Raw genomic sequence first — 12838 nt, 5'->3', positions numbered from 1 at the left:
TCGTAGAAGTGTGGGGGGAAGGCATGAGGTCAGAAAAGCTTACGATCCGGCAAATGACAATGTGGTTTATCTTGTATCAGCTGGGCAGTGCCTTTCTGGTTCTGCCCACTCATCTCGCATCCGTTGCAAAGCAAGACGCCTGGATTTCTTTATTGCTTGTGCTAACCGTCCAAATGATGATGATTCTGGTCTACACAGGAATAATGAAGCACCTTAATGGGGTGCCGTTTGAGGAATACATCCAGAAGCTGCTTGGGAAATGGCTTGGAAAGCTGTTCTTACTGTTGTTCAGTCTAATGTTTCCTTTCCTGATTATGAGCCTTTCCTTAAGAGATCTGGGGGAGTATCTAACTACGGTCATTATGCCAGAAACTCCGCAAGAAGCTATATTTGCTTTAATGCTTGGCGCTGTCATTTACGTTGTGTTTTGCGGAGTGACCACGATTGGCAGAGCAGCTGAAGTATTGTTTTTTCTTGTAATGGCTCTGCTTGCTTTAGGCTATCTGCCATTACTGCCGACGGCAAAGGTATCCAACTTACTGCCGGTATTCGAGTTTGGATGGAAGCCTATTGTGAATGCTTCGTTTACGAACATTGCTTTTCCCTATATCGAGAGTGTGTTGTTCCTCTATTTCACGGTTCAGGATCGGAAGCCGGAGAAGTGGAGGAACGTTGTTATGAAAAGCTCGCTCTATTCCGGCGTTTTATTTCTATATGTGACGCTAATCGTTATTACGGTTCTGAGCCCGGGGGTTGTATCGAGCTTAACCTTTTCGAGTTATTTTGTAGTACGGACGATAAGCTTTAGCGAATTCTTCGAACGATTTGAGGTTGCTGTGTCCGTTGTCTGGTTTATTGCGATTTTTTTCCGAATGTCCTTGTTGATGTACGTAAGCGCAAGAGGGCTTGCCTCGGTATTCCAATTGGGGAATTACCGCTCGTTATTAATCCCGCTAGGAGTGATAGCCTATGTATTGGCGGGAGTGGTATGGCCAAATACGGCTGTACTCGTTACCAGTTACCGCATCTGGCCGTTTTATGCGATGATCTTTGGGATTATCTGTCCCATCCTGATTTGGATTTTGGGGCAGGTTAAAAAAAATGCAGCCAACTAGTTGGCTGCTGCGATCTTTTTCAGCTTATCCCATTCCTCGGTATGGCTTCGCAACTGATCTAATAGGGCTTCCATCCGCCGGATCAAGGCCGCTCTCTCTTCCGGATCCATCTCTTGCAAAGATAGAGCCGATTCCTCTGGCAATGGAGAGAAAGCCGGCAGGGCGGCAAGCAGCTGGTTCAGCTTCCGGTCCATCGCTTCGTATGGATTTACCGGCGTTGGCATAGAGGTGGATGCTGTAGTCTCGGTTGTTGTGTTGCCGGCTGAGGGAGCCTTCTCGGTTTTCTCGGCTTTTGGCGCTTTCGGCTCGACAGGCTTAGCCTTCTCTGCCTTGTTATGCTGTTGGATAGACCACGTTTCCAGCAATCCGGGGCCGGATTTGTACAGGAGCTTGTCCTTTGTAGCGGCGGATATATCCTTGTCCTTGAACAGCTTGGCAATCTTCTTCACATCGGTGGCCGGCATCTCGTCCCTGGCCATGATTAGAGCGAGCGGATCCCGATGCTCCATCGGCAAATCCTTCAGAGGCAGAAGTTGATCCTCCGTTAGTCGGTCCTTACGGATTTCGGTACCGCCAATAATAATCTTTCGTACGGAAGCACCAAATTTCAGAAGCTCGCATTTGTTCTTTATGTAAGATTCCGGTTTGCCAAATTTGCTGGCGAGGAATTTGACCGAGCGGTTAAATTTCGGATCGGTCATCAGCTTGTTAAAGGCTTCCGCCTCTTCAATCGGAGAGAAGCCTTGACGGGTGAGGTTCTCTGCGATTTGCTCCATATAGATATCCTGCTCGTCAGTCATATTCGTTACGATACAAGGAATCGTGGCAAGGCCTAAACGTTTGCATGCTTTATAACGGCGGTTGCCGTAAATGATCTTATATCTTCCGCCGTCAATTGTTCTTACTTTGATAGGGGAGAGCAGACCTATTTCTTCAATATTGCGCATCAGCTCGACTAGCGCTTCCTCGTCGAACTGGTAGCGGGGCTGGTCCGTATCCTCGTCAATGTGGCCCAAGGGGAGTTGTACAATGTCCATAACTTATCTCCTATTCTATTGATCTGTTACTCTATTATACCGTAAACATTGCTCCTGTCGCTTTCAAGCTTTAAACTGTTAATTGAAAGTCAGTGTGGCAATTCTTTTAAGGAGCGATGATCAGATGAATGTATTGTTTATCGGTGGCACAGGCTTAATCAGCCAAGCGGTATCGAAGCTTGCTGTAGAGAAAGGCATCAACCTCTATTTGTTCAACCGGGGCAACCGGGACGGCTTTGTGCCGGAAGGTGCAAAAGTTATCGCGGGAGATATCCGAGATTCCAAGTCTGCAGCAGCTGCGCTCGAAGGCTACGAGTTCGATGCGGTAGTAGACTGGATCGCCTTCACGCCGGAGCATGTACAGACGGATATTGAACTGTTCAGAGGCCGTACGAAGCAATATATCTTCATCAGCTCGGCATCTGCTTATCAGAAGCCGCTGCAGCATTATATCATAACCGAGCAAGCGACGCCGCTTGAAAATCCGTATTGGCAATATTCCCGTGACAAAATCGCCTGTGAGCAGCTTCTCATGCAGGAGTATGAGGCATCCGGCTTCCCGGTTACGATAGTCCGTCCGTCATTCACCTATGGAGACACGATGATTCCGGCATCCCTGAACAGCTGGCCACATCCTTGGTCGCTGGTTGCGCGTATGCGCAAGGGACAGCCGATTATTGTTCACGGCGACGGAACATCGTTATGGACAATGACTCATAACTCCGATTTCGCAAAAGGTTTTGTCGGGCTGCTTGGCAAGCAGGCCGCTATTGGCGAGGCGTATCATATCACATCCGACGAAGTACTGACCTGGAATCAAATTTATGAAGCGATTGGTGCAGCTGCCGGTGTGAAGCCGAGGCTTGTACATATTTCTTCCGACTTCCTGATCTCTCATGATCCCGATCTGGAAGGCGGCCTGCTTGGAGATAAAGCGGTCAGCGGTGTATTCGACAACGGTAAGATCAAGAAGCTGGTGCCGGAGTTTGCAGCAAACGTTCCTTTCGCAGAAGGGATTAAACGAACGGTTGATTGGTTCGAAGCCCATCCGGACAAATGTTCGGAGGACGAGGCATGGAATGAGCAGATTGACCGCATCATCGCAGCCCATTCTTCCGGAATGCAATCCTAAGATTACGAATGATCCTAATTGCAAAAAAAACAGGACCACCTCCGTTTGGGGTGGCCCTGTTTATGTTTATGAAGAGATATAAGCGGAAGCAATCTGTTTCACGCGTTCCAGACCTTCCCACATATCACCGGGACCATCGTAGATCAGAACAAAAGCTCCGTTGAAGCCAGCGGAAGTGACGGTATCCAAACATTTACGAAGCTCGGCTTCATCGGGGAATCCGTTCTCATCATATTGCGGCTTCACGTGGACGGATACGCTCAAAGGTGTCGTAAGGGCAATCTCCTCATATTTAAGAGGGCCATGGAAATTGCCGAAGTCCGTGATCGTAGCGGCATGCTCACCCCATTGACCAAACAGCTTCATGCAGCTTGCTCCCGTGGAAGTGAGGGATTTGAAGTTTTCTGTTACGACTTTGACGCCAACCGTGCGGCCGTAATCCGCAAGCTCGGAAAGTCTTGCTGCGGACAAGGAGAGAGCCTCTTCATCGGTTGGAGGGGCTTCGCCGGCTACAACCCGGATTTGCTTGGCGCCGCATAGGGATGCGACCTCAATCCAATTGCGGATTAGCACCAGATCGGCCGTTACGCGCTGATCATTAGCGGAAGTAATATCCCCATAATCGAGCAGCAGGGTATCAAAGGACAAGCCAGCCGCCTCGAAAGCTTGCTTCACCTGAGCCAAATAATCCGGTTCTGTGGAAGGGAAGTGGAAGTGGCAGACTTCTATGGCCTGATAGCCGCGTCTTGCTGCTGCTGCTGGGAGCTCCAGCAGCGAGTGAATCTGAGGCTGATCTTGAATAGACGTATCATGAATGCCGTTCTCTTCGTTCCAAACGGTCCAGCGAAGAGGTCCCAGATTCCGGTGAAGGCTCCACGTGCTTAACGATAAATAAGACATATGTACAAATCCCACCTAACTTTTAAGTTCTCATAGTCATTATACACCAGAAAACTTAACAAAGAATTTATTCCTTTTAGGATTGAATTTCACTCAAATTTGAGTATAATAGGCTAGGATATTCAAATTTGAGTACGGATAATTGACTAGAGAAGGGAAGTTCTTATGGACGCGAAAAAAAGCAGTGTCAAATTAGTTATCGCGGGCCTCTTGCTTGGACTGTTTATGTCAGCATTAGACCAGACGATCGTTTCGACCGCTATGACCAAGATTATAGAGAAGCTGGGCGGGATGGATAAATTCGTATGGGTGTATTCCGCTTATATGATCGCGATGGTGGTGGCTACACCAATCTTCGGCAAGCTGTCCGATATGTACGGACGCAAACGTTTCTTTATTTCAGGCTTAATCTTTTTCTTGATTGGCTCTATCCTGTGCGGTACGGCAACCGATATGACTCAGCTCATTATCTACCGCGCGATTCAAGGCGTGGGCGGCGGGGCGATTATGCCGATTGTCTTCACGATTATCTTCGATCTGTTCCCGGCTGAGAAGCGCGGCAAAATGATGGGTCTGTTCGGCGCCGTGTTTGGCATCTCGAGCGTGTTTGGTCCAATTATGGGCGGAGCGATTACAGACAATATCAGCTGGCGATGGATTTTCTACATTAATGTACCGATTGGTATCCTGTCTCTGATCTTCATTACGAGAGGTTATCAGGAATCGAAAAATCACCGGAAGCAAGTGATTGACTGGGCCGGTGCAATCATTCTGATGGCTGCAGTCCTGTCCTTGATGTTTGGTCTTGAGCTTGGCGGTACAGACGGCTGGGCATGGGATTCGGCGAAGACGATCTCGCTCCTTGCCGGTGCAGGAATTCTTGCCGTAGTCTTTCTCTTTGTTGAGAAAATGGCGAAAGACCCGATTATTCCGCTTACCCTGTTCAAGAAACAGCTCTTTACAAGCAGTATGATGATCAGCATGTTGTACGGCGGCATTATGATTGCTGTCGCTACCTATATTCCTCTGTTTATGCAAGGGGTATTCCATTTGTCGGCGACGAGTACAAGTACCGTTTTGACACCAATGATGCTTGGCGTTGTGGTAAGCGCGCAAGTCGGCGGGCGGATCGCGAACAAATTCCGGTATCGTGACGTCATGATTGTTTCTTCTATAATTCTAATGGCGGGTACGTATTTGCTTGGCTATGTGATGGATGCCTCATCCAGCCGCGGCCTGATTACTGTCTTTATGGTTATCGTCGGTCTCGGTATTGGCGTATCGTTCTCCTTGCTCAACATCTCGACTCTAAACTCGGTGCCTCCGCAATATAAAGGCTCCGCTTCGTCGCTGATTACCTTCTTCCGTACAATCGGTTCTGCACTCGGCATTACCGTATTCGGCACGATGCAGAAGTCGCATTTCCAGAATTCGCTGTCGGAGGTTCAGGGCATAAAGCCGGAAATGGCGGAGCAGATTAAAGGCGGTCAGGCCCTTCTGGATCCAACTGTTCAAGCCCAAATGGGCTTGCCGGCAGATTTCGTTTCGGTATTGCTAGGCAAGCTGTCAGATTCCATTTTGTTTATATTCCAATGGAACGTGCTGCTGCCGGTTCTGGCATTCGTCTTTGCTATTATGATGGGACGCGCACGTCTTGAACTCGCTCCTAAACCAAATCAGAAACAAGGCAAAGAGGAAGCTGGGAAGCCAGAGCCCTCCTATTCGGGGAGATAAGCCTAATGTCAATGAAGCTGTTAATACTGGGGCTACTTATGGAACGGGACAGGCATCCGTACGATATTAGACAAACCATCAAGCAGCGGAACTGGAATGAGTGCTTTAGACTTCGTGACGGCTCCTTGTATTATGCCGTAGACCAGCTTCGGGATCACGGGCAGATTGAGGCTGCGGAGATCGTGGCGGTACCAGGTGAGAACCGCCCGGACAAAACGATCTACCGGATTACGGAAAGCGGGAAGGCAGCATTCGATAAGCTGTTATACGAGCAGCTCAGCCAGGTTTCTTACCCGCAGCATCCGGTGTTCCTTACCTTGCCGTTTATCCGATACGGCAACCAGGAACAGGTGGAACCGCTGCTGTTGAAGCAGCTCTCGGCATGCGAAGAACGGATCAAACGGATGGAAGCTGTCCTATCCTTCAAGGGGGATTATATTCCGAATGGTTCCAAAATGATGATCGAAGGAATCATGAAGTTTGGGGAGACAGAGAAGGAGTGGCTGCTGGAGCTTCTCGAGGAAACGCGGAGCGGCAGACTCCTTCAAGAGCCAAGTTGGACGCTTGAGGAGCTTGAGAAGTTTCTAAAGTCCTATTCTGGACCTCGAATGTCGGAAGAATAGTACAAATACAGCTAGAGAACCGCACGGTTGTGCGGTTCTTTTGTTTTTATTTTACTAATTTTCACGTATAGGGTCATATTGGAGCGAGTTTTTCGAGCAGGTATCGGTTTAACCGATTGGAATGGACGGCATATGTTCAAAAACTGCTTTTTCGGTCAAAGTTTAACCCTAAACTCCGACAAAGAAACAAGTGAGCCGCGCAGGATATTTGACACGTTTTTCAAATCCTCCTATGTACAATCTAACCTATACCACAGAAGGTATGTCTGATTTACAAAACGAGGGAAGAGGTGTAACGATGCATACAAAATTAAATCGTCAAGTGTTTGTATATGTACTTTGTATAGCTTTGTTCATGACCTTGGGCACGCGTTTTTTACCTTCAAATAAAGTATCTGCCGAAGTAACGCATGATCTATCAGCGGCTCATCTGACGATCGCCGGGGACAATATCGTGGAAAGTGAAGCCTTACAGCTGTTCACGCCGCAATTGCCGGAAGCTGCTGAAATTAACCAAATAGAGAGGCAAGAGGTATCATTGCCGGAGCCTGAACCAAGTACCATCCCCGAAATACTAAGCGCGATCGCACCGCCCTCTGTGCAAGCTCCACCTGTTCATACATACGAAGTAACCGCGTATTACCTCAACGTCCGCGAACAGCCGGATGCAAACTCCAATATAATTCAAGTACTTAAGCAAGGGGACACCATTAAGGTGAGTCAGACAACCGATAACGGCTGGCTGGCATTGGCTGATCAGGGGTTTGTCCATGGGCGTTACGCAGAGTTGGTTGAAGAGAGTGAGACACCAGCAGTGGCGGCAGCTGCACCGGCAGTGCTTGCGAAAGCGAATACAATAGCGGTGGCCAAAGCCATTGAAGTGCCGCCTAATGATACATTAAAGATAAAACCGCATAAAGAACTGCGTTCTGAACCGGTGAGGCCATCTTCAGCTGTAGAATCGGATTCGGGGCTTACCGAAGAACATATAGCGAAGCTGTTTGAGAAAACCGCTCTTGCCAACCACGGTTTGGAGAGAGCCATTCTTGATATTGAAGAAGAATACGGCATTAACGCTTACTTTACGATTGCGGTTATGAAGCTGGAAAGCGGCAACGGCAAAAGCACGCTGGCCAAGAAGAAGAACAATTTGTTTGGGCTTAATGCAATAGACAGTGACAAGTATAATAAAGCCTTCTCCTTCGCTACGAAGGGAGACAGCGTCCGCAAATTCGGCCAGCTGCTGGCCAAGAACTATGTTGCTAAAGGCTTTACAACGATTGATAAAGTGGCAAGCAAGTATTGCCCGGCCAATCCGAAATGGGCGGGACTAGTGATGAACATTATGAAGCGTGATTATAAAAAGCTGTAGCTTAAGTTACGGGAAAATAGGAACCTTTTCGCCCATGATTCAATAAGTTATATAGTCAAATGACTATATAACGGAGGTATATTGATGGATAATCGTGGCTTTACACCTTTTGGCGGCGGTGGATTTGGCGGAGGCGGATTTGGTGGAGGCGGATTTGGCGGTGGATTCCGTCCACCTTTCAGGCCATTCCCGCATCCTTTCTTCCCTGGTCGTTTCTTGTACCCGTTCTTTTTCTTCTCGCCGTTCTTCTTTCCATTCATCCGGGAAGATGACCGCAACTATTATTACGCTCATCACCAAGCACAAGCAGGGGATACGATGGACCAAATCGCTCATGCTTACAACATCCCGAATGCTCTCTTGGAAGAAGCCAATTTGCACATTGCGAATCCAAAATCACTGAAGCATGGCGAGACAGTAGTTATTCCGCGTATTTCCAATATGTATTGCCACAAAACATACATGGATATGCCGGCAACTCAATCCCTGGCACAAGGAAATGCACAACCAAATGTTCAGCCGAACATGACTAGTCCGAACATGGTAAGCCCGAATATGGTTGCTCCTAATATGGCAAATCCTAATGTTCACGGGACATCGGTTAATGGCCCGTTCTAAGAAACAAGAAAACAACGTCCGTCACCTTGCTCGATAAGGTGGCGGACGTTCTTTGTTCTATATAACCGTTAATTCCTTCAGCTCCCATGGACTGATCGGGCTTGTTCTTACATATCGGGAATGGAAGTGCACAAATCTTCTCCCCCTGGTTGAATGCAGAATCTCGGCTTCCAGTTGAGCCTCGGACAGCAGAGACTCCTCTTGGGGAAGCTCACGACCATCCTTTCTCCGGATGGACCGCCAATCTGTCTTATGCCGTAACAACGCTTCCGACTGCTCTTTGGACAACCCTTCCGTCATTAGGCGAATCATCTCGTATTCATCATGATGGATGGCTTCAATGAGGCTTTCCCCTAGCTGATAAGGAGTGGCATCAGCCATAAAGCTCCTCAGCTTGCCCGCAGCTTTATAAACCATCAGCTGATGCGGCAAATCGGGTGCATCGGATTTATGGGTGGAGCTGTTCAGAAAATGAACGCAAAAATGCCCCGAAAAGCCGTTCTCCGGTATACCGTCCCCGCCATGCGGCATCCCGTTCATGGATGCGGCGATTTGCTTGCCGTCTTTCTCCGCGATAATCGCTTTCCGGTCCCACGTCCAGCCCTTGTTGTAAATTTGCTTCATGATTTCCGTATCCGCCTTGGTCACCGGCTGTACGTCGGCGTGATCATGGCCGGCTCTGCGCTGTACGCGGAACGAAAGACCCGATTCCATATCCTTGATGACAAAAACAGCTTTGCGGGAAAACAGCTTCTCCGCTTCCTGCCAATCGAGCAATTGGCCATAATGCTGCTCACGCAATGAAGCAGCTGCTTGATTTAGCTTCACTGCTGCTTTCCCGGAGAGAACGATCATTTTCATTTGAGCTTCATTCCATAAATTCCCGTTTGTATCTACGCGAAGAAGCACAGGTGATACGCCTTCCCTGGAAATATACAGATCCGTAAAGCGAGGCATTTCATCCGTCGCGTGCCATTTTGGAACTTTAACAGCTTGAACAATATCCGGGTCATCGATTGCTACATGGTTCTCGAATTGAGCAGATGGGCTTGTTCTGACTGATAATAACAGACCCGAACGTGCGCTGTTCTCTTCCATACCCGCTGCTGAACCTGCTTCAGGCAAGAAGGCCAGACTAAGACTAAGAAAAAGCACGAAGATCCCGCAAGCTAGATTTCGGTTGAATCGCATGAAAAACATAATTTCCTCCTGTTTCAAAATAATTGAAGCGCCTTCGAACCATACTATTCCTTGTCCATTATTATTCTCGGGTGTAATGGCGCTTATGTGAGGATAGGAGAAGTGAGGAATGGGATTAAATGGAATTTGGATAGCAAGCCTTGCTATCCTGTTGCAGCAGCCTGTACAACCCGTGCAGCCTGAGCAACCTCAACTATTATCAGAGCAATTAACGATTGAGCACCGCGGACAACCGCTCGCCCATATCGAGCGGCAGGAGTATGGTCTTCCGGGAACATCATTCCTGGACATCGGGAAATTCAACAAGCTGCAAGCCAAGCTGGAGCAACAGATTAATGTTCCGCCAGTTAATGCATATATCGGTGACCGGGGTAATATTGTCCCTGAAAAAACAGGCTATCAACTGGATCGCGATCAATTCGCAACCCAATTTTACGGTTATTTCTTTAATAACCAGCCTTCGACCATTGCTCTTCCACTTACACCGATTCATGCGAAGGTGGACAGCGAATTGCTTGCCAGCATTAAGGAGAAAGCGATCGGCCATTATGTCACTTACTACAACAGCAGCAATAAGAACCGCTCCCTTAACATCTCGTTAGCCGCCAAAGCGATCTCCAACACCGTCGTGTTTCCCGGTGAGACATTCTCGTTTAATCGTACGGTTGGACCACGAACGGTTGAGAAGGGCTATACGAGCGCTGCGGTAATCGTCCGCGGTGAGTTGTCCGAAGGGGTAGGAGGAGGCATCTGCCAGGTATCCTCCACCTTGTTTAACGCCATTGACAACGCAGGGCTTAAAATCATACAGCGGTATTCACATAGCAGGCATGTACCGTATGTGTTGCCGGGACGGGATGCCACGGTCAGTTGGGACGGTCCGGATTTCGTCTTCCGGAACGAATACAATCAGCCGATCCTCATCCGGGCTTTTGCCGGCAGCGGTCGTGTGTTCGTATCGGTCTACTCATCGGAGCTTATTGAGTACAAACGCCGTGACATACCTAGTATGTCGAAGAAGCTGCCGGAGGAAATCGCGTTTAGGTCACAGCAGCATGATTTCATCGATGAAGGGAAGGCGTTACAACGGTGAAGATAAAGTTAACGGGAATCATTGTCGCTGCAGCTGTCAGTGTTCAGATGATTATGGCAACAGGGGCAGGAGCAGCAACGGAAGGGGAAGGGGAAGCGCTGCGGGCGGCCTTTGTTCGCAACAATGATTTATGGCTGGCTGCCGATGAGGTGCAAAAACCGCTGACCAAGGAAGAATATATCCGCTATCCGCAATGGTCAGACGATGGGAAATGGATGACTTTCCTGCGGGATGAGAACCGGCCGGAGGTATGGACGTATGAAGCGGCGACCGGCGGCATGCGAAAGCTGGGGGAGGGCTCGAATGTCAAATGGGCTCCGAACAGCAATCGCCTCGCTATCCTGTCGGGTAGAACGCTCAGCGTGGTCTCGGCGGATCGGCCCAGCGATCACTCGCAGGATCGGCTAATGGATAATGTAGGGGAGTTCTCTTGGCTGCCGGACGGCAGCGGCCTGCTTGTCTCCACAGCCCCTGAGCTGCAGCCTGAAGGCGGCTGGGCGCCAATTGAACTGTATGTACTAAAGCCGGATTCGGCAGGAGCATGGACGAAGCAGCTGTTCTACCGTTTGCCCGGGCAATCAGATGATTTTTTCGCCATTCAGACAAGCCCGTTCAAGTGGTCGCCTGACGGGAGATGGATCGCCTTTATTGCGAAGCCGACCGCTTCTCTGTCTTCAGATGCGAATACTTTAATCTTGTTATCCTCGGATGGCCAAAGTTTTGTGAAGGCCGGACAGATGTTAGGCTATACGGATTGGTTTCAGTGGAGTCCAACAAGCGGCAAACTTGCGTTCGTCGAAGGCATTGGCAGGGAAGCGTCCTCGAACAAGAAGCTGACGATCCTGGAGGATATAGCTGCGTTAAAAAAACATGTCCTGACGCCAGCCGGTTATGCCGACAACGATTTTACCTGGGATCGGGATGAGGCGATTATTGTATCGAGAAGAAAAGAAGCGGCATGGTCGAGCGATGAAGAGGATAGAACGCTGCCCCTATTGACCAGGGTTAATGTCCGTACCGGCCAGCATAAAAACCTGACGCGCGGGATGGATGGCTACGGGGACTATGCTCCGACCATTATGAATAACGGGATGCTCGCTTTTGTTCAATCCGGCCAAGGCTCCGCTGAAGTAAAACTGCTGAAAGAAGGCGCGAGACGATCATTAAGCTGGATTCCCAAGCTGACTGTTGCCCAGGACTATTACGGCAGGGCCAATTGGAGTGAAGTCATTGATTATGTGCAATAAATAAGGAATGGCCGGAATCCTTGATAGACAAGGGTTCCGGCCGTTTTGGCACAAAAAACGAGTCTAGCCTGTTGATGGGCTGTTCGGAACATGGCCTTTTTGATTCCGGTTGCGGTCCGTTGAGCCCGCCACATTATTTTCAGCTTCTAACGAGTTGAACTGCAGTGCATGCATTTTACCTTGGAAAGACCGTCGTTTATTATGCGACATGGATTTAATTCCTCCCTGCGATAGAATGGCGCCTACATCCTGTGGCTAGATTAGATTGCCCGCATGCCGCCCCGAATATGGCGTGAAAAATCTTCTCTTTACACCATGACATGGATAACCTATATTGAACCTGTCGGCTTTTTTGTAAACGTCTTCAAGAGGACAAGCCCGGGGAATCGTCATTGTGGCACCTTGAAACCAAGGATTCAGAAGGAGAGGAAGCACATGGAAAACAGCAATAAATTCGCTTGGACATGGAAAATTAAAGAGGAAATGCTTGAAGAATACGTAGCGATGCATCTGGCGCCTTGGCCGGAGATTATGGAAGAGCATTCGCGCGCGGGTATCCGCAATTATTCGATCTTTCAGAATGGCAACCAGTTTTTCTACTGCTTTGAATGTGATGATGTAGAGAAGGCGTTCAGCATGATTGCCGAGAGCGAGCCGTGCAACCGGTGGAACGCAATCACTTCGCAAATGGTGGAAGGCTCCTTCGATTTCCGTGAGGCGGAACCGATCCGGCCTTTGAGAGAAGTATTTTATCTGAAATAAGGATG

Annotated in this window: 13 protein-coding genes; 9 read left to right on the top strand and 4 right to left on the bottom strand. The window is 48.9% G+C overall.

Annotated elements, in window-relative coordinates; all coding sequences use genetic code 11:
* Nucleotides 1–23: 23 nt before the first annotated feature.
* Nucleotides 24–1115 carry a GerAB/ArcD/ProY family transporter gene (locus tag BM200_RS07430; RefSeq protein ID WP_091183222.1) on the top strand — a complete coding sequence of 364 codons (1092 nt, stop codon included), beginning with the start codon at nucleotides 24–26 and terminating at the stop codon, nucleotides 1113–1115.
* Here BM200_RS07430 and BM200_RS07425 read toward each other — a convergent pair.
* On the bottom strand, nucleotides 1112–2152 hold the full coding sequence (locus BM200_RS07425) for a ParB/RepB/Spo0J family partition protein (protein ID WP_091183219.1): 1041 nt from the start codon (nucleotides 2150–2152) through the stop codon (nucleotides 1112–1114). The two genes, BM200_RS07430 and BM200_RS07425, sit on opposite strands and share 4 nt — an antisense overlap.
* A 124-nt stretch (nucleotides 2153–2276) precedes the next feature.
* On the opposite strand from BM200_RS07425, the gene BM200_RS07420 reads away from it, so the two are divergent.
* Nucleotides 2277–3284, top strand: coding sequence for an SDR family oxidoreductase (locus tag BM200_RS07420; protein ID WP_091183216.1), 1008 nt, complete (start codon nucleotides 2277–2279; stop codon nucleotides 3282–3284).
* 66 nt (nucleotides 3285–3350) lie between these two features.
* Here the strand turns inward: BM200_RS07420 and BM200_RS07415 are convergent, their stop codons facing one another.
* On the bottom strand, nucleotides 3351–4184 hold the full coding sequence (locus BM200_RS07415) for a sugar phosphate isomerase/epimerase family protein (RefSeq protein WP_091183214.1): 834 nt from the start codon (nucleotides 4182–4184) through the stop codon (nucleotides 3351–3353).
* A gap of 165 nt (nucleotides 4185–4349) precedes the next feature.
* Between BM200_RS07415 and BM200_RS07410 the strand changes: the two genes are divergently transcribed.
* The 4 genes from BM200_RS07410 (at nucleotide 4350) to BM200_RS07395 (ending at nucleotide 8531) form a co-directional block, all read left to right on the top strand.
* A complete protein-coding gene (locus tag BM200_RS07410) occupies nucleotides 4350–5918 on the top strand; it encodes an MDR family MFS transporter (protein WP_091183211.1) in 1569 nt (522 codons plus the stop codon).
* Between the two features lie 5 nt (nucleotides 5919–5923).
* Nucleotides 5924–6541, top strand: a complete 618-nt coding sequence (locus tag BM200_RS07405) for a PadR family transcriptional regulator (protein WP_091183210.1) — start codon at nucleotides 5924–5926, stop codon at nucleotides 6539–6541.
* Between the two features lie 298 nt (nucleotides 6542–6839).
* Nucleotides 6840–7913, top strand: a complete 1074-nt coding sequence (locus tag BM200_RS07400; RefSeq protein ID WP_175532776.1) for a glucosaminidase domain-containing protein — start codon at nucleotides 6840–6842, stop codon at nucleotides 7911–7913.
* An 84-nt stretch (nucleotides 7914–7997) separates the two neighbouring features.
* A complete protein-coding gene (locus BM200_RS07395) occupies nucleotides 7998–8531 on the top strand; it encodes a LysM peptidoglycan-binding domain-containing protein (RefSeq protein WP_175532775.1) in 534 nt (177 codons plus the stop codon).
* Between the two features lie 57 nt (nucleotides 8532–8588).
* Here the strand turns inward: BM200_RS07395 and BM200_RS07390 are convergent, their stop codons facing one another.
* Complete coding sequence (locus BM200_RS07390; protein ID WP_139230761.1) at nucleotides 8589–9722, bottom strand: hypothetical protein; 1134 nt, start codon at nucleotides 9720–9722, stop codon at nucleotides 8589–8591.
* Between the two features lie 118 nt (nucleotides 9723–9840).
* Here BM200_RS07390 and BM200_RS07385 point away from each other — a divergent pair, with 118 nt between their 5' ends.
* Entirely contained in the window at nucleotides 9841–10824 is a 984-nt protein-coding gene (locus BM200_RS07385) for a VanW family protein (RefSeq protein WP_091183202.1), read from the top strand.
* Nucleotides 10821–12071: a TolB family protein gene (locus tag BM200_RS07380; RefSeq protein ID WP_091183200.1), complete on the top strand. Its 1251-nt coding sequence runs from the start codon at nucleotides 10821–10823 to the stop codon at nucleotides 12069–12071. The genes BM200_RS07385 and BM200_RS07380 overlap by 4 nt, the downstream gene beginning before the upstream one ends.
* Nucleotides 12072–12134: 63 nt before the next feature.
* On the opposite strand, the gene BM200_RS29930 is transcribed toward BM200_RS07380, so the two are convergent.
* Nucleotides 12135–12281: a hypothetical protein gene (locus BM200_RS29930; protein ID WP_165930719.1), complete on the bottom strand. Its 147-nt coding sequence runs from the start codon at nucleotides 12279–12281 to the stop codon at nucleotides 12135–12137.
* A 225-nt stretch (nucleotides 12282–12506) separates the two neighbouring features.
* On the opposite strand from BM200_RS29930, the gene BM200_RS07375 reads away from it, so the two are divergent.
* Nucleotides 12507–12833: an L-rhamnose mutarotase gene (locus tag BM200_RS07375; protein ID WP_015844351.1), complete on the top strand. Its 327-nt coding sequence runs from the start codon at nucleotides 12507–12509 to the stop codon at nucleotides 12831–12833.
* The last annotated feature ends 5 nt before the right edge of the window (nucleotides 12834–12838 follow it).

Source organism: Paenibacillus catalpae (genome assembly GCF_900112695.1).
In the GTDB taxonomy this organism is placed as follows: Bacteria; Bacillota; Bacilli; order Paenibacillales; family Paenibacillaceae; genus Pristimantibacillus; species Pristimantibacillus catalpae.
This window is presented reverse-complemented; position numbering and strand designations above follow the sequence as displayed.